General features: G+C 73.2%; 14 protein-coding genes. 7 read left to right on the top strand and 7 right to left on the bottom strand.

The features are described from left to right. Positions 1–210 precede the first annotated feature (210 nt). On the top strand, positions 211–714 hold the full coding sequence (locus ACF09E_RS08425; protein ID WP_392204421.1) for a hypothetical protein: 504 nt from the start codon (positions 211–213) through the stop codon (positions 712–714). A gap of 68 nt (positions 715–782) precedes the next feature. Here the strand turns inward: ACF09E_RS08425 and ACF09E_RS08420 are convergent, their stop codons facing one another. Genes ACF09E_RS08420 through ACF09E_RS08400 form a run of 5 tightly spaced genes read right to left on the bottom strand, consistent with a single transcriptional unit; the run spans position 783 to position 6202 of the window. Then, the gene (locus ACF09E_RS08420) at positions 783–2093 is read right to left on the bottom strand and encodes a DUF58 domain-containing protein (protein WP_392204420.1); all 1311 of its coding nucleotides are present in this window, start codon (positions 2091–2093) and stop codon (positions 783–785) included. A gap of 12 nt (positions 2094–2105) precedes the next feature. Next, complete coding sequence (locus tag ACF09E_RS08415; protein WP_392204419.1) at positions 2106–3089, bottom strand: AAA family ATPase; 984 nt, start codon at positions 3087–3089, stop codon at positions 2106–2108. Next, entirely contained in the window at positions 3086–4288 is a 1203-nt protein-coding gene (locus ACF09E_RS08410) for a DUF4350 domain-containing protein (RefSeq protein ID WP_392204418.1), read from the bottom strand. Before ACF09E_RS08410 ends, ACF09E_RS08415 begins: the two co-directional genes overlap by 4 nt. After that, positions 4285–4977 carry a DUF4129 domain-containing protein gene (locus ACF09E_RS08405; protein WP_392204417.1) on the bottom strand — a complete coding sequence of 231 codons (693 nt, stop codon included), beginning with the start codon at positions 4975–4977 and terminating at the stop codon, positions 4285–4287. The genes ACF09E_RS08410 and ACF09E_RS08405 overlap by 4 nt, the downstream gene beginning before the upstream one ends. A 4-nt stretch (positions 4978–4981) precedes the next feature. Next, positions 4982–6202 (bottom strand): hypothetical protein, encoded by a 1221-nt coding sequence (locus ACF09E_RS08400; protein ID WP_392204416.1) that lies wholly within the window; start codon positions 6200–6202, stop codon positions 4982–4984. Between the two features lie 331 nt (positions 6203–6533). Between ACF09E_RS08400 and mtrA the strand changes: the two genes are divergently transcribed. From mtrA to ACF09E_RS08370, 6 genes are all read left to right on the top strand, one after another. Next, entirely contained in the window at positions 6534–7211 is a 678-nt protein-coding gene (mtrA, locus tag ACF09E_RS08395) for a two-component system response regulator MtrA (protein WP_010356958.1), read from the top strand. 1 nt (position 7212) lies between these two features. After that, complete coding sequence (gene mtrB / locus ACF09E_RS08390) at positions 7213–9225, top strand: MtrAB system histidine kinase MtrB (RefSeq protein ID WP_392204415.1); 2013 nt, start codon at positions 7213–7215, stop codon at positions 9223–9225. Positions 9226–9397: 172 nt separating this feature from the next. After that, the gene (locus ACF09E_RS08385) at positions 9398–11167 is read left to right on the top strand and encodes an LpqB family beta-propeller domain-containing protein (protein ID WP_392204414.1); all 1770 of its coding nucleotides are present in this window, start codon (positions 9398–9400) and stop codon (positions 11165–11167) included. A 204-nt stretch (positions 11168–11371) separates the two neighbouring features. Then, positions 11372–12148 carry a ComF family protein gene (locus tag ACF09E_RS08380; protein WP_392204413.1) on the top strand — a complete coding sequence of 259 codons (777 nt, stop codon included), beginning with the start codon at positions 11372–11374 and terminating at the stop codon, positions 12146–12148. A 328-nt stretch (positions 12149–12476) separates the two neighbouring features. After that, positions 12477–13157 carry a ribosome hibernation-promoting factor, HPF/YfiA family gene (gene hpf, locus ACF09E_RS08375; RefSeq protein WP_361859226.1) on the top strand — a complete coding sequence of 227 codons (681 nt, stop codon included), beginning with the start codon at positions 12477–12479 and terminating at the stop codon, positions 13155–13157. A gap of 208 nt (positions 13158–13365) precedes the next feature. Next, positions 13366–14118, top strand: a complete 753-nt coding sequence (locus ACF09E_RS08370; protein ID WP_361859224.1) for a response regulator transcription factor — start codon at positions 13366–13368, stop codon at positions 14116–14118. A gap of 24 nt (positions 14119–14142) precedes the next feature. Here ACF09E_RS08370 and ACF09E_RS08365 read toward each other — a convergent pair whose 3' ends face one another. Together ACF09E_RS08365 and ACF09E_RS08360 are read right to left on the bottom strand one after the other, a co-directional pair. Beyond that, complete coding sequence (locus tag ACF09E_RS08365; RefSeq protein WP_392204412.1) at positions 14143–15330, bottom strand: winged helix-turn-helix domain-containing protein; 1188 nt, start codon at positions 15328–15330, stop codon at positions 14143–14145. Between the two features lie 73 nt (positions 15331–15403). Then, positions 15404–15991: a GNAT family N-acetyltransferase gene (locus ACF09E_RS08360; protein WP_392047618.1), complete on the bottom strand. Its 588-nt coding sequence runs from the start codon at positions 15989–15991 to the stop codon at positions 15404–15406. Positions 15992–16083: the final 92 nt, after the last annotated feature.

Here is a 16083-nt window from a genome sequence, read left to right as displayed (position 1 = left end):
ACTGCAGGGGGGACCCTGTGGGAGAGTAGGACGCCGCCGAACAATCTTTAGCCTCAACCCCCGGACCATGTCCGGGGGTTGAGGCATTTCTGCGTGCAGCTCTTTTCGGCCATTCCTTGACGCAGTCATGACATTTCAAGGTCGCTGTGCCACGCTCCGTGGCGCACTCCGAAGTTCCCCCCACCCACAAGCCGTGGCAAGGAGAGCGACATGAAGTACACCCCCACTCTGACCGGTCTGGCCGCGCTCGTGATGGCGGTCGGCATCGCTGTTCCCGCGTCGGCCCGTGAGGGCGGCGCGGCGGCCGGCGCGGAGGTCGACGGCGTGATCGTCGTATCCGGCAACACCTGCACCTGGACCGGAGCCGACGCCGGCGCGACTCCTCCGAGCGCACTCACCGTCGACCGGGCCACGATCAACAAGCCCGGCGGGAACCTGGCCTGCGGCGGTGGCATCACCGCCTCGCTCAACAACAATCCGGCCTTCACCTTCGACGACGCCGCCGGGACGGCGACGACCGACGTCATCGACCTGACCGGCAAGCAGTCGTTCGTCTCCTGCCGCTACAAGGTCACGAACATCGTCTGGAACCGTGACGGAGCCACCAGGAAGTACGTGAACACCCCCTTCACGGCGACCAAGGTGTCGGGCTCGTTCCTGTGCCCGGGCTCCTTCAGCGCCGCGGCCGGGGAGGCCTCCGTCGTGTTCCGCTGAGTCGGAGCGCCGACCCCATTGACGGCCGGTGCGGCAGGAAGCCGCACCGGCCACCGGTGCGTGTCCCCCTACAGGCGGCCGGCCGCCTTGAGGGCCAGATAGGCGTCCGCCAGGGCGGGAGCGAGGGCCTCGGGGGAGGCGTCCACGACCGTCACGCCGTGCCGGCGGAGCTGGTCCGCGGTGCGGGAGCGCTGGGACTGGGTCTGCGTGGCCGCCGCCGCTTCGTAGACACCCTCGATCGAGCCCCGGGTCGCGGCCATCCGGGCGACGTGCGGGTCGGAGACCGACGCGAGCAGCACGGTGTGGCGCTGGGAGAGCTGCGGCAGAACCGGGAGGAGGCCTTCCTCGACCGGAGCCGCGTCGAGGCTCGTGAGGAGGACGATCAGCGAACGGCGGGGAGCTCGCGCGAGGGCCGCCGCGGCCAGGGCGCGGGCGTCGGTCTCCACCAGCTCCGGTTCGAGCGGGGCGAGCGCGTCGACCACGGCGGGCAGGACGTCGCCGGCGGAACGTCCCCGGACCTGGGCACGTGGACGCCGGTCGTGGGCCAGGAGGTCCACGCGGTCCCCGGCGCGGGACGCGAGCGCCGTGAGGAGGAGTGCGGCGTCCATGGAGGCGTCGAGGCGGGGGACGTCGCCGACCCGGCCGGCGGAGGTGCGGCCGGTGTCGAGGACGATCAGGATGTGGCGGTCGCGTTCGGGGCGCCAGGTGCGGACGGCGACCGTGGACTGCCGGGCGGTGGCCCGCCAGTCGATCGAGCGGGTGTCGTCGCCGGGGACGTACTCGCGGAGGCTGTCGAACTCCGTGCCCTCACCGCGGGTCAGGACGCTGGTGCGGCCGTCGAGTTCCCTGAGGCGGGCCAGGCGGGACGGCAGGTGCTTGCGGCTGGTGAACGGGGGCAGGACGCGGACCGTCCAGGGGACCTCGTGATGGCCCTGGCGGGCCGCCAGGCCGAGCGGGCCGTAGGAGCGGACCGTGACGCGCTCCGCGTGGCGGTCGCCCCGGCGGGTCGGGCGCAGGCTCGTGGTCAGGCGTCGGCGTTCGCCGGCGGGGACGGTCAGGTGGTGGCGCGAGGCGGCCTGTTCGGTGCCGGGGAGCCAGCTGCTGGGCGGCCAGGCGTCGCGCAGCCGGGCGCGGAGTCGCCGGCGGGAGCGATTGGTGACGGTGAGGTGGACGGTGGCCGTGTCACCGAGTCGAACGGATGTATCACCACTTCGGGTGAACTGGAGCGTTCGCACTGGTGCCGCCAGGGCGTAGTCGCACAGAATTGCGAGGGAGAGGGGCGCGTTCACCAGGAGCATCCCCGCCCAGCTGGGGGCGAGGATGCCGACGGGGAGCGATCCGAGGGCGGCGAGCAGCGCTGTTCGTCCGGTGAGGGCCATGGGGCGCCGTTCTCAGCGGGGGACGGGGAGGTGGGCGAGGATCGAGTTGATGACGGAGTCGGGGGTGACTCCTTCCATCTCGGCCTCGGGCCGCAGGTGGATGCGATGGCGCAGGGTGGGGAGGGCGAGGGCCTTCACGTCGTCCGGGGTGACGTAGTCCCTGCCGGTGAGCCAGGCCCAGGCGCGGGCGGTGGAGAGCAGGGCGGTGGCGCCTCGGGGAGAGACCCCGAGAGTGAGTGAGGGGGATTCACGCGTGGCACGACAGATATCGACGACGTAGCCGGCGATCTCGGCCGAGGCCGAGACCTTGGCGACGGCGGCCCGGGCGGCTTCGAGGTCGGCGGGACCCGCGACGGGGCGGACGCCGGCGGCCTTCAGGTCGCGGGGGTCGAAGCCCTCGGCGTGACGGGTGAGGACCTGGATCTCGTCCGCGCGCGAGGGCAGAGGGACCGTCAGCTTCAGCAGGAAGCGGTCCAGTTGCGCCTCGGGCAGGGGGTAGGTGCCCTCGTACTCGACGGGGTTCTGTGTCGCGGCCACCAGGAAGGTGTCGGGCAGGGCGCGGGGAGTGCCGTCGACCGTGACCTGACGTTCCTCCATCGCCTCCAGGAGCGAGGCCTGGGTCTTCGGGGGCGTGCGGTTGATCTCGTCGGCGAGCAGCAGATTCGTGAAGACCGGGCCGGGCTGGAAGGAGAACTCGGAGGTCCGGGTGTCGTAGACCAGGGACCCGGTGACGTCGCTCGGCATGAGGTCGGGGGTGAACTGGACGCGCTTGGTGTCGAGTTCGAGTGCTGCGGCGAGCGAGCGGACCAGCAGGGTCTTCGCGACGCCGGGGACCCCTTCGAGGAGGACGTGTCCGCGGCAGAGCAGGGCGACGACGAGACCGGTGACGGCGGGGTCCTGGCCGACCACGGCCTTTCCGATCTCGGTGCGCAGGGCCTCCAGGGAGGCGCGGGCGCTGTCCGAGTTCGTGGCGGTCTCGGGGGTCGGGGCGCTCATGAGGTGCGTACCTCTCTTTCGAGGGCGTCGAGTTGGTCCGCCAGGCGGATGAGAGCGGCGTCGTCGGCGGGTGCCGGGCCGAAGAGGAGGTGCTGGGGGTCCGCCGTGGCTCCGGGGAGACGGGCGGAGAGGGCGGGGAGGAGGCGGTCGGCGGCGTGGGCGTCCTGGACGGGGACGCCGAGCAGCGGGGCGATCCGGGTGCGGGTCGCGGTGCGCAGGACGGAGGAGGCGCGGTCGCGGGCGTTCGCCTTGCGGTAGAGGCGGGCGCGGCCCTCGGTGGCCTCGGAGGCGCGGAGGGCGACGGGCAGGCGCTCGGTCACCAGGGGGCCGAGTCGGCGGGCGCGCCAGACGGCGGCGAGCACGGCGGCGAGGGCGAGTTGGAGCGCTCCCCACAGCCAGCCGGAGGGGACGAGGGAGAGGAAGCCGCCCGTGGTGCCGTCCTCGGGTGAGTCGGCGGTGGCGGAGGCATCGGTCAGGGAGGGGAGGTACCAGACGAGATGGGGCCGGGAGCCGAGGAGTTGCAGGGCGAGCGAGGCGTTGCCCTGCTGGTCGAGATGCTGGTTGAGCAGGATGTCGGGCGAGCCGAGGAGGACGGTGTCGGCGGTGCCCGGTCCGGGGAGGCGGAGCAGGGTCGGCAGGCCGTCGGAGGGGTAGCAGGAGTCCGCGGCCGTGCCGGGGGCGGTGCGGTAGCGCTCGCCGCCGAGGTCGGCGCTGCCGGCGCGGACGGCCGCCGCCAGGGTGCAGGAGGGGGCGCGGTTCTCCACCGGGGTGCTGAGGGAGCTGGTGACTCCAGGGGTGAGGATGTCGAGGGAGGGGCGTCCCGCGCCGATGAGGACCGTGCGGCCGGTGGAGTCCGCCATGGCCCGGTGGAGCGTCGTCTGCTGGGACCGGGTCAGCAGGTCGGGTGTGGTGACCAGGAGTGTGGCGTCGGGGCCGGTCGCGGCGGTCGCCGCGTCGAGGGTGGTGGCGACGGTGAGGTCGACGCCCCGGGCCTTGAGGAGCTCGGCGACCGCCCGGCTGCCGTTCGGGTCGGCGGAGCGGGGGTCCAGGGCGCCGTGGGCGTCGGAGGAGCGCAGTGTGGCGAGCGCGAGGCCGCCGACGAGGACCAGGGCGAGGACGAGGGCCGCGCCGCGGGCCCGGGTCCACAGGCGGCGTGCCGAGAGGGCGGTCGACGTCGTGCTGGTGGCGGTGCGGCTCATGCGGGCGTTCCCGCGGAGGCGGCGGGGCCGAGGGTGGGGCGGGTGCGCTCCAGGACGGTGTCCAGCTCCTCGATGCGGCGGTACGCGGGCTCGTCGGCGGTGCGGCCGCCGTACGTGACGTCGTCGAAGACGCGGACGGCGAGGCGCAGGTCGTCCGCGTGGGCGGGCAGGGAGCGGCTCGCCTCGGCGGCGGCCTCGTCGGCGGTGCGGCCGGGGCGGGGGTCGAGCAGGGCGCGTTCCTCCAGGGCGCGGACGATGGCCCGTGTGCGTTCCTGGACGGCCTGGTTCCAGCGGCCGGCAGCGGCGTGGCGTGCGGCGGCCTCCCGGTGGTCGCGGGCGGTGCGCGGGCCGTCCGCGAAGAGGGAGTCGCCGGTGGTGCCCGGTGTGCGGTGGGGGGTGCCGAGGCGCCACCAGAGGGCGGCGACCGCGGCGATCACGAGGAGTGCGACCACGACGAGGCCGATCACGCCGCCGGGCGCGGCCCCGGAGGCGGCGTCGAAGAGGTCGCCGACCCACTCCCAGAGGCGGTCGAGGCTGCGCTGGAGGAGGTTCGGGTCGTTCTGGTGGTACATCGGCTCGGACAGCTCCCGTTCCGCCGCCTCTCGGGCGGGGACGCGGGAGATGTCCAGCGGAGTGTCGTCGGCGGTGAGCCGTGCCGGTGCCGCGGTCGTTCCCCCCGTGACCGTCACGGCATCAGCCTCCGACGGTCTGGGTGCCCGGGGTGGGGCCGTAGCCGGGGACGCCCGCGGCCCGTGCCAGTTCGAGGTCCAGGGCTTCGCGGCGGATGCGCTGGTCCACGTAGAGGAGGACGGTCACGCCGGCCGACACGGGGTAGGTGATCGCGCTGGTGATGACACCGCCGATGCCCGTGACGATCAGGAACGGCCAGCCGAAGGTGGTGGACGTGCCGGCGAGCATGTCGGAGAAGCCGTCGCCGTCGACCGCGATGCCGATGACGGTGAACGGGATCGCGATGATCATGGAGAAGATGAAGATCAGCAGCTGGGTGAGGAGCGTGATGCCGAAGATGCGCCACCACGCGCCCTGAACGAGCTTCGCCGAGCGCTTCAGGGACGTGAACACGCCGCCGCGTTCCAGCATCAGGGCCGGGGAGGCCAGGCTGAAGCGGATCATCAGCCAGACGGCGGCCACCAAGGCGCCGAGGCCGCCGAGGAGGGTCAGGGCGGCGCCGGCGGCGCCGCCGATCAGCAGGCCGGGGAGCAGGCCGACCATCACGATGGCGGAGCTCATCGCCGCGAGCAGCAGGGTCAGGCCGACGAGCTGCAGGAGGCGCGGGCGTGCCTCCTGCCACGCGGCGCCGAGCGAGACCGGGCGGCCGAGGACGGCCCGGCTGATGACGACGGTCAGCAGCGCGGCGCTGATCAGGGACCCCATCAGCGTCACGAGCAGGGCGGGGCCGAGGCCGACCAGGGAGGCCTGGGCCGCGTCGAGGGACTGCTCGAGCGCCTCGGCGGGGGTGGCGTCCGGGTTCGCCGCGGGAACGTCCGGGGCGAGGTACTGCTGGGCCAGGATGTTGGCGATCTGGGAGACCACCGCGACCGTGACCGTGATGGCCAGCACGGTGCGCCAGTAGGTGCGGAGGGTCTTGACCGCGCCGTCGAGGATCTCGCCCATGCCGAGGGGCCGCAGCGGGATCACTCCGGGCTTCGCGGCCGGCGGGCGGCCCCAGTGGGCGTTCGGCGGGGGAGCTCCCCAGCCGGGGCCGCGACCGGGTGCCGGCGGCGGGGTCGGGCCGGTCGGCGGGGACCACCGGCCGGCGGGAGGCTGGTCCTCGGACCACTGCGGGGTGGAGCCGTTCGCGTCGGCCGGAGCGGCGGGCCGGGGGACCCCGGAGCCGTTCTGGTCGTCGGAGGGGGCGGATCCGGGCGAGGTCCAGCCCGGAGTGTCGTTCACGGTCGTCCACCTCGGAGGAATGGTCGCGGTGCCGGATCGGCGAACCGGCTCGGTCACGGCGGCCGACACCTGACACGGCGGCGGGCCGGGTGCCATCGTGCCACGCGGGGCCCTCCCGTGGGCCGGAGCGTCCGTGACCTTCGTACCTTCGTCCGGACCTTCATTGTGCGAGCGGCAGACGGCACACTGTGCGGACACCCGATCATCACGCGCGAACCGTGCGGTGACGGGCCGAGCGGGGCGCGGTCGACGGGGTCGCGGACCCGGGCTGGGGGAGGCGCTGTGGGGCAGGTCACGGCAGGTAACGATTGGCTAATGGGATGATGTCGATATGAAGGGACGCGTTCTTGTCGTCGACGACGACACCGCACTGGCCGAGATGCTCGGCATCGTGCTGCGGGGTGAAGGGTTCGAGCCGTCGTTCGTCGCGGACGGTGACAAGGCGCTTGCCGCATTCCGGGAGGCCAAGCCTGACCTGGTGCTGCTCGACCTGATGCTGCCCGGGAGGGACGGCATCGAGGTGTGCCGCCTGATCAGGGCCGAGTCGGGTGTGCCGATCGTCATGCTCACCGCGAAGAGCGACACGGTCGACGTCGTGGTGGGTCTGGAGTCCGGCGCCGACGACTACATCGTCAAGCCGTTCAAGCCCAAGGAGCTGGTGGCCCGTATCCGGGCGCGGCTGCGGAGGTCGGAGGAGCCGGCGCCGGAGCAGCTCACCATCGGTGACCTGGTGATCGACGTCGCGGGGCACTCCGTCAAGCGGGACGGGCAGTCCATCGCCCTGACGCCGCTGGAGTTCGACCTGCTCGTCGCGCTGGCGCGCAAGCCGTGGCAGGTGTTCACCCGCGAGGTGCTCCTGGAGCAGGTCTGGGGCTACCGGCACGCGGCGGACACCCGGCTGGTGAACGTGCACGTGCAGCGGCTGCGGTCGAAGGTCGAGAAGGACCCCGAGCGGCCCGAGATCGTGGTGACCGTGCGGGGCGTCGGATACAAGGCGGGACCGAGCTGACATGAGTACAGGCAGTACTGCTCCGAAGCCCGGGGACCCGGGAGTCCGTACGGGGCGGGCTGCCGGACCGGGGCGGGGGGGCTCGCGTTCCGGCCGTCCGCCGCGCGGTGGACGGCTGTTCCGGGACGGGGCGCCGGGCGGGCCGGTGCTCCGGCTGTTCGTGCGCTGGGTGCGCAGGCCGTTGCTGCCCGCGCTGCGGCTGTGGCGACGCAACATCCAGCTCCGGATCGTCGCGGGCACCCTGCTGATGTCGCTCGGCGTGGTGCTGCTCCTCGGCCTGGTCGTGATCGGCCAGGTGCGCAACGGACTGCTCGACGCCAAGGAGAGGGCCGCCCAGAGCCAGGCCGCCGGCGGGTTCTCCGCCGCCCAGGACCGGGCGGCGACCACCCCCTCGGCGGCCGGACAGCAGGACGGCGCGCGGGCCGGTGCCTCCGTGAACTGGCGTTCCACGCTGGTGGAGCAGCTGGCCAGTGGCGGTCAGAGCGCCTTCAACGTGGTCGCGCTGTCCCTGGACACCGGGGAGGCCGCGAGCCGCGGCGCCCGGGCCTCGGGAGAGGTCGATCCGACCACGAGCATCCCCGCCGAACTGCGGCATCAGGTCGCGCAGGCCACGGACACCTACCAGCAGTTCACTCGCATCCACTACACCAACGGCAAGCCGTCCGAGGCCGGTCTCGTGATCGGCCAGCGGCTGAACGACGCCGAGGGCACACAGTACGAGCTGTACTACCTCTTTCCGCTGACCCAGGAGGAGGACTCCCTCACCCTGGTCAAGGGAACCCTGGCGACCGCCGGGCTGTTCGTGATGGTGCTGCTCGGCGCCATCGCGTGGCTCATGGTGCGCCAGGTCGTCACCCCCGTGCGGATGGCCGCCGGGATCGCCGAGCGGCTCTCGGCCGGCCGCCTCCAGGAACGGATGAAGGTCACCGGCGAGGACGACATCGCCCGGCTCGGCGAGGCCTTCAACAAGATGGCCCAGAACCTCCAGCTCAAGATCCAGCAGCTGGAGGAGCTGTCGCGGATGCAGCGGCGGTTCGTCTCGGACGTCTCTCACGAGCTGCGGACGCCGCTCACCACGGTGCGGATGGCCGCCGACGTCATCCACGAGGCCCGGGTCGACTTCGACCCCGTCACGGCCCGTTCCGCGGAGCTGCTCGGGGACCAGCTCGACCGTTTCGAGTCGCTGCTCTCCGACCTCCTGGAGATCAGCCGCTTCGACGCCGGAGCGGCCGCCCTGGAGGCCGAGCCGATAGACCTGCGCCAGGTGGTGCGCCGGGTCATCGGCGGCGCGGAGCCGCTCGCCGAGCGCAAGGGCACCCGGATCGTGGTCGTCGGCGACCAGCAGCCCGTGGTGGCCGAGGCGGACGCCCGCCGGGTCGAGCGGGTGCTGCGCAACCTGGTGGTCAACGCCGTGGAGCACGGCGAGGGCCGGGACGTGGTGGTGAAGCTGGCGGCCGCCGGCGGGGCCGTCGCGGTCGCGGTGCGCGACTACGGCGTCGGGCTCAAGCCGGGCGAGGCGACCCGGGTCTTCAACCGGTTCTGGCGCGCCGACCCCGCGCGGGCGCGGACCACCGGCGGCACCGGCCTCGGCCTGTCGATCGCGGTGGAGGACGCCCGGCTGCACGGCGGCTGGCTGCAGGCGTGGGGCGAGCCCGGCGGCGGGTCGCAGTTCCGGCTCACGCTGCCGAGGACCGCGGACGAGCCGCTGCGGGGGTCCCCGATACCCCTGGAGCCCGAGGACTCCCGGCGCAACCGCGAGCAGGCGGCCGCCGGACGCGCCCAGGACGACGCGCGCCGCACGGTGCCGGCGCAGCCCGCCGGCGACCGGCAGCAGCTGTCCGTGCCGCCGAGGCTCCCCGCACCCCAGCGGGCCAGCGTCGACCCGACGGCCCTGCCCGGCAACGGCGCACGGGTCGTGGCACGGGGGACGGCGGAGAACGAGAACGCCGGGGCGGGGCAGGCCACGGCCGGCGCAGGGAACGCGGAGCGGGAGGACGGGACACGTGGGCGCTGACTCCTCCACGGAGCAGGCGGGGCGGGGCCTCCGAACGGGGCGTGCGGTGCGGGGCTTCACGGGCCTCCGGCCGGTGCGACCCGGTCCGGGTGCCCGTCCGGGACGGGGGCTCGGCGTCCGGGTGGTCGTGCTGGCCGCGTGCGGCGGGCTGCTGGTGACCGGGTGCGCGACCATGCCCGACAGCGGAGACGTCCAGCCGGTGCGGGGGGTCAACCAGGGCGACTCGCAGGTGCGGGTCTACGCCGTGGCACCCCGGGAGAACGCGGACCCGGACGACATCGTCGACGGCTTCCTCGAAGCCATGACCAGTGACGACCCCGGCTTCGCCACCGCCCGCAAGTACCTGACGGCCCAGGCCGCGCGGACCTGGAAGCCGGAGCAGAGCATCACCGTGCTCACCACCGCGCCCGACCGCGACCAGGCCGACCGCAACGCCGACCCCGACAACCAGGGCCGCGCCTACTCGCTCTCCGGCCGCAAGATCGCGACCGTGGACGCCCGGCACGCGTACCAGCCGATCAGCCCCGCCAAGTACCTCCAGTCGATCCACGTCGTCCAGCAGCCCACGGCCAACGGCAAGGGCAAGGAGTGGCGCATCGACAGCCTGCCCCCGGGCCTGGTGCTCGGTGAGGCGGACTTCCTGCGCAACTACCGGTCGGTCAACAAGTACTACTTCGCCTCCGGGGAGGACCTGGTCGTCGCCGATCCGGTCTACATCCGGCAGCGCCAGGACCCCGTCACCCGGATGGATCCGGTGACGCAGACGGTCAGGGCGCTCCTCGAAGGCCCCACGGACTGGCTGAAGCCCGCCGTCGACTCCAGCTTCCCCTCCGGTACGGAGCTGCGGAAGGGCGTCACCGCGCTCACCCCCGACGACCAGTCCACGATCAAGGTCCCGCTCAACGCCAAGGCGGACCTGGTGGGCGGCGAGCCGTGCAGGCGGATGGCGGCGCAGCTGCTGTTCACGCTGCGGGACCTGACCTCCGTCAACGCCGAGCAGGTGGAGCTCCAGGGCTCTAGGGGGCAGTCGCTGTGCCGGCTCGGCAAGGGGCAGGCGGCCGACGAGTTCGCCCCCGTGCGCCCCACGGACCGGGACGAGAACCCGTACTTCGTCGACGAGCACCACAAGCTGATGATGCTGGTCGTCGGCGGCAAGGAGGCCAACGAGCCCGCCTCCGTGCCCGGCCCGCTCGGCAAGGGCACCACGAAGCTCGGCTCGGTCGCCGTCGACCGGGGCGAGACCCGGGCCGCCGGCGTCTCGGAGAGCGGCCGCGAGCTGTACGTCTCCTCCATCACCACCGAGGAGGCCCCGGCGCCGCCGATCCTGCGCAGCAAGGCCGCCAGGCCGGAGGACCGGCTGTCCGCGCCCAGCTGGGACGGCCGGGGCAACCTGTGGATCGCCGACCGCGACCCCGCTGCCCCCCAGCTGTGGATGGTGCCGGGCGGCACCGGCGAACCCGTCAAGGTGCGGACGCCGCCGTGGCTGGCGGAGGACGCGAAGATCGAGTCGCTGCGGGTCTCCGCCGACGGCGTCCGGATCGCGCTCGTGGTCACCCGCGACGGGGACACGACCCTCCAGATCGGCCGGGTCCAGCGGGACACCTCGGGCGACGAACCGGTCGTCTCCGTGCTCGACTTCCAGCCCGCGGCGCCCCGGATGGAGTCGGTCACGGCGGTCTCCTGGGCCGGGCCGAGCCGGCTCGTCGTCGTCGGCCGGGAGGCGGGCGGCGTCCAGCAGATCCGCTACCTCCAGACGGACGGCTCGACCTCGGCGACCTCGGTGCTCCCCGGTCTGAACGGCGTGACCTCGGTGGCCGCGCCGCACCAGGGCTCCGTGCCGCTGGTCGCGGACTCCGGCAACGACGGCATCGTGCGGCTCGTGCCCGGGACGAACTGGCAGCCCGTGGTCAGGAAGGGCACCTCGCCGGTTTACCCGGGCTGACCCGGCCGTCTGGGATCCGGCGTCGGCGCCCCGCGCGGGCGCCGCCCGGGCGCGGAGCGCGGCCCGCCGCCGTACCGGTCGGCGGGGCCCGCGCAACGGCTCCGGGGCGGGCGCGAAGGGGCGGTACCTGACGTACTCCGGGGCCTTCCGCAGCCGTTTTCCACAGGGGTGGCCGCGGGGCCCGGGAAGGCGCACAGTGGAGCCATGCGGGGGTGGTGGCGCGAGATCGCCGGGCTGGTGCTGCCGGTCGCCTGCGGAGGCTGCGGCCGGCCGCGGGCGGAGCTGTGCCCGGTGTGCGCGGCCGCCCTGACGGGAGCCGGGGAGGGGCCGCGCAGGGTGCGGCCGTCGCCCGAGCCCGACGGGCTGCCCGCCGTCCACGCCGCGGCGCCGTACGCCGACGCCGTGCGCGAACTCCTCGTCTCCCACAAGGAACGCGGGGCGCTCGCCCTCGCCAGGCCCCTGGGCGGCGCCCTCGCCGCCGCCGTGGAGGCCGCTGCCGGGGCCTCCGGCGGCCCCGCGGCCGCGCCCCTGCTCCTCGTACCGGTGCCCTCCTCACGTCGCTCCGTACGGGCGCGTGGCCACGATCCGACACGGCGGATCGCGCTGGCCGCGGCGGCCCGGCTGCGGGGCGCGGGACGGCCCGCGCGGGTCGTGCCGGTGCTGCGCCAGCGGCGGTACGTGGCGGACCAGGCGGGTCTCGGGGCGGCGGGCCGGCGCGCGAACCTCTCCGGCGCGCTGGAGGTGGTCCCCGGCGGCGGGCGGCTGCTCCGGGCGGGAAGGGTGGTCCTCGTCGACGATCTGATGACCACGGGCGCCACGCTCGCGGAGGCGGCGCGCGCCCTCGGAGGCGTACACCTTCCGTTCATTCCTGAATTACCGCGCGGTTTACCGGAGGGTAAGGGGCAGCACGGATTCGAACAGCGGGCGGCGGCTGTGATCGCATCCTCTCCCGTCTCGTTCGGAATAAACCGGAACTCGTAGGGAACTTGGAACGTTGCAGGTGGTGAGAGGTGGAAGCACCCGTACGGAGGTATGTCGCGGTACCGGGTGCCGACACCCGTCCGAAGGGGCTATGTTCGGTTGTGAGGAATGGCGAAAGCCATCACCTAGCCGAATACATGGTTGCGCCTACAGGACAGGAGTTCAGGGCGAATTAACCTCTTGTCGATGGGGTGGGGATCTCGTCGACTGGGCAGGAGGAGGTGAAACTCGCCGAGTCCGAGCTCCGGTGACCGACCGGAGTCTGGTGCAAAGGGAGAAGCCCTGCGGCCGAGAGAGCCGACAGGGCGATCCGGGAACGGAGTTCTGCGTGGACATCGTCGTCAAGGGCCGCAAGACCGAGGTGCCCGAGCGGTTCCGCAAGCACGTGGCCGAGAAGCTGAAGCTGGAGAGGATCCAGAAGCTCGACGGCAAGGTGATCAGCCTCGACGTCGAGGTGTCCAAGGAACACAACCCGCGGCAGGCCGACAGGTCCGACCGCGTCGAGATCACTCTCCACTCCCGAGGCCCGGTCATCCGGGCCGAAGCCGCTGCGGCGGACCCGTACGCGGCCCTCGACCTCGCCAGCGACAAGCTCGAGGCACGACTGCGCAAGCAGCACGACAAGCGGTACACCCGCCGTGGAAACGGCAGGCTTTCGGCGGCGGAGGTCGGGGACGTGGTGCCCGGCGCCGCCCAGCTCAACGGAGACGGCCAGCTCGTCGCCGACGAGTCCGACAAGGTGCCCACCACGATGATGGGCTCGATCGAAGTCCAGGGCGAAGGCCCGCTGGTGGTCCGCGAGAAGACCCACCGGGCCGCGCCGATGACCCTCGACCAGGCTCTCTACGAGATGGAGCTGGTCGGACACGACTTCTACCTCTTCGTCGACTCCGACACGAAGCAGCCGAGTGTCGTCTACCGCCGACACGCGTACGACTACGGCGTCATCCACGTGGAGAGCGACCCGCTCGCCGAGGGTGGCGGCGCGGGTGGTGCGCTCGGCGGCTGACCGCCCCTCCGCGCCCCCCACACTCCAACTGCCCCTCACGGTGCCCCTGGAGCGCCCCTCGCGCCCCCAGGGGCACCACCGTGCGCCCGCGGATCACCCCGATGCCGCCGGAGCATGAAAGCATGGCGTGCACGCCAACCGGTGCTCCCCGAGTAGCGGTTGGAGGACCGGAAACGAATTCAGGCCACGGCCTTCAGGGGGAGGAACGATGGCGGACAGCTTCGGGCCGGTGCTCAGCGGGCGCGAGCACGGTGGTGCGGTCCCGGAGGGATCGGAATCGGACAGCGGCTCCTTCCGCAGTGAGCCGATCCGGGTCCTTGTCGTGGACGACCACGCCCTCTTCCGCCGCGGACTCGAGATCGTCCTCGCCCAGGAGGAGGACATCCAGGTCGTCGGCGAGGCCGGCGACGGGGCGGAGGCCGTCGACAAGGCGGCCGATCTGCTGCCTGACATCGTCCTGATGGATGTCCGGATGCCCCGGCGCGGCGGCATCGAGGCGTGCACCTCCATCAAGGAGGTGGCCCCCAGTGCGAAGATCATCATGCTGACGATCAGCGACGAGGAGGCCGACCTCTACGAGGCGATCAAGGCGGGGGCCACCGGCTACCTCCTCAAGGAGATCTCCACCGACGAGGTCGCGACCGCCATCCGCGCCGTCGCCGACGGGCAGTCGCAGATCAGCCCCTCGATGGCGTCGAAACTCCTCACCGAGTTCAAGTCGATGATCCAGCGCACCGACGAGCGCCGGCTGGTGCCCGCGCCCCGGCTGACCGACCGTGAGCTGGAGGTCCTCAAGCTCGTCGCGACCGGGATGAACAACCGGGACATCGCCAAGGAGTTGTTCATCTCGGAGAACACCGTGAAGAACCACGTCCGGAACATCCTGGAGAAGCTGCAGCTGCACTCCCGGATGGAGGCCGTGGTCTACGCGATGCGGGAGAAGATCCTGGAGATCCGCTAGGCCCCGCCCCCGCCGGGAGATCCGCTAGGCCCCGTCCCGGCCGGAGACCCGGTCCAGCTCCGCCACCAGGGCCTTCGCCAGACCCGGGGTGTCCACCCGCTCCACCCGCACCGCGTCGCAGCCGACCCACTCGGCCGCCTCGCGCAGCGCCCGCGCCACCGCCGGCACCGCCTTCGGGCCGTCCAGCGTCACCTGGCGCGCGACCAGCGTCCCGCCCTCCCGCGCGGGGTCCACCCGGCCGACCAGACGGCCGCCGGCCAGCACCGGCATCGCGAAGTAGCCGTGGATCCGCTTCTGCTTCGGGACGTACGCCTCCAGCCGGTGCGTGAAGCCGAAGATCCGCTCGGTGCGGGCCCGCTCCCAGATCAGCGAGTCGAACGGCGACAGCAGGGTCGTGCGGTGCCGGCCGCGCGGCTCCGAGGCCAGGGCCGCCGGGTCCGCCCAGGCGGGCTTGCCCCAGCCCGCGACCGTGACCGGCACCAGGCCCGCCGCCTCGACCACCGCGTCGAACTGCTCCCCCTTGAGCCGGTGGTAGTCGGCGATGTCCGCGCGCGTGCCCACGCCCAGCGCCTCGCCCGCCTGCCGGACGAGCCGGCGCACGCACTCCGCGTCGTCCAGGTCGTCGTGGAGCAGGTCCTGCGGGACGGCCCGCTCGGCCAGGTCGTACACCCGCTTCCAGCCGCGCCGCTCGACCACGACCACCTCGCCGTACATCAGGGCCCGCTCAACGGCGATCTTGGAGTCCGACCAGTCCCACCACTCGCCCTTGTTCTTCGCGCCGCCCAGCTCGGTGGCCGTGCAGGGGCCCTCGGCCCGCAGCTGGTCGATCACCTTGTCGTACGCGCCCGCCGAGAGTTCGTGGCCCCAGTGCGGGCGGCCGCGGTAGGCGCGGCGGCGGAAGGCGAAGTGCGGCCACTCCTCGACCGGCAGCACGCAGGCCGCGTGGGACCAGTACTCGAAGGCGTGCGAACCGGTCCAGTAGGCGTCCTCGACGGCCGTGCGGCCGACGGCGCCCAGGCGCGCGTACGGGATCAGCTCGTGCGAGCGGGCGAGGACCGAGATCGTGTCGAGCTGGACCTGGCCGAGCCCGCGCAGCACGCCGCGCACTCCGGCGCGGCGGTCGGGCGCGCCCAGGAAGCCCTGGGCGCGCAGCGCGATCCGGCGGGCGTCGTCGGCGGACAGTTCGGCGGCGGGGCGCGGCGCAGTCGTCATGACCGCACCCTAGGCCCCGGCACCGACACTCCGGAGGGCGCGGGCCCGCCGGGGTCCGGCCCCGGAGCGCGGCTCAGGACGGGGTGGGGACGTCGCGGGCCGGGAGGTACGGCAGGGGGCTGGGGAGGCCGAAGTCGGAGGGGAGCAGGGCGGCGATCCAGCTGTCCCGGAGCGTGCCCTTGTTGGTGAGGCCGGCGCGCTGGGCGCCCTCGACGACGAATCCGACCCGCTCGGCCACGGCCCGCGACCCGGTGTTCCCGACCTCGGCCCGCCAGACCAGGCGGGTGCAGCCGAGCCCGGTGAAGGCCCAGTGGGCGACGGCCCGGACGGTCTCCGTCATGTAGCCGTGGCCGCGGTGCTCGCCGGCCAGCCAGAAGCCGACCTCCCAGACCCCCATGCCGCGGCTGGTCAGGGACACGGCGGCGAGCAGCGGGCCGCCGGCCAGCGGTTCGACGGCGAAGGCGTACTCGGTGTCCTCGCGCCAGCCGTCGGGCACGAGGCGGTTCAGGAACAGCTCGGCGTCCTGCCGCGTATAGGGGTCGGGGACGACGGTCCAGCGTCGGATGTCGGGGTCCTGGCAGACGGCGTACACCGCGTCCACGTCCTCGGGCACGAAGTTCCGCAGCCGCAGGCGGTCGGTGGTGAGGGTGATCGGCTCCATGTCTGGATTCTGGTGAGCCGCCCCGTCGGACGCGAACACTTTTCGGGTGGGGCGGCACCTTCCGCCCACCTCGTGCGTTCTCTTTCCGGGCG

This window comes from Streptomyces sp. NPDC014891 (genome assembly GCF_043081085.1).
GTDB lineage: Bacteria > Actinomycetota > Actinomycetes > Streptomycetales > Streptomycetaceae > Streptomyces.
Note: the sequence above shows the minus strand (reverse complement) of the source record. Positions and strands in the feature narration are given on the sequence as shown.

What these genes read in the sequence shown, in the direction of transcription:
- ACF09E_RS08365 (WP_392204412.1), bottom strand. Translation starts at nt 15,330, where the DNA reads ATGACGACTGCGCCGCGCCCCGCCGCCGAACTGTCCGCCGACGACGCC.
- ACF09E_RS08385 (WP_392204414.1), top strand. Translation starts at nt 9,398, where the DNA reads ATGCCCGACAGCGGAGACGTCCAGCCGGTGCGGGGGGTCAACCAGGGC.
- ACF09E_RS08380 (WP_392204413.1), top strand. Translation starts at nt 11,372, where the DNA reads ATGCGGGGGTGGTGGCGCGAGATCGCCGGGCTGGTGCTGCCGGTCGCC.
- ACF09E_RS08360 (WP_392047618.1), bottom strand. Translation starts at nt 15,991, where the DNA reads ATGGAGCCGATCACCCTCACCACCGACCGCCTGCGGCTGCGGAACTTC.
- ACF09E_RS08415 (WP_392204419.1), bottom strand. Translation starts at nt 3,089, where the DNA reads ATGAGCGCCCCGACCCCCGAGACCGCCACGAACTCGGACAGCGCCCGC.
- mtrB (WP_392204415.1), top strand. Translation starts at nt 7,213, where the DNA reads ATGAGTACAGGCAGTACTGCTCCGAAGCCCGGGGACCCGGGAGTCCGT.
- ACF09E_RS08370 (WP_361859224.1), top strand. Translation starts at nt 13,366, where the DNA reads ATGGCGGACAGCTTCGGGCCGGTGCTCAGCGGGCGCGAGCACGGTGGT.
- ACF09E_RS08410 (WP_392204418.1), bottom strand. Translation starts at nt 4,288, where the DNA reads ATGAGCCGCACCGCCACCAGCACGACGTCGACCGCCCTCTCGGCACGC.
- mtrA (WP_010356958.1), top strand. Translation starts at nt 6,534, where the DNA reads ATGAAGGGACGCGTTCTTGTCGTCGACGACGACACCGCACTGGCCGAG.
- ACF09E_RS08420 (WP_392204420.1), bottom strand. Translation starts at nt 2,093, where the DNA reads ATGGCCCTCACCGGACGAACAGCGCTGCTCGCCGCCCTCGGATCGCTC.
- ACF09E_RS08425 (WP_392204421.1), top strand. Translation starts at nt 211, where the DNA reads ATGAAGTACACCCCCACTCTGACCGGTCTGGCCGCGCTCGTGATGGCG.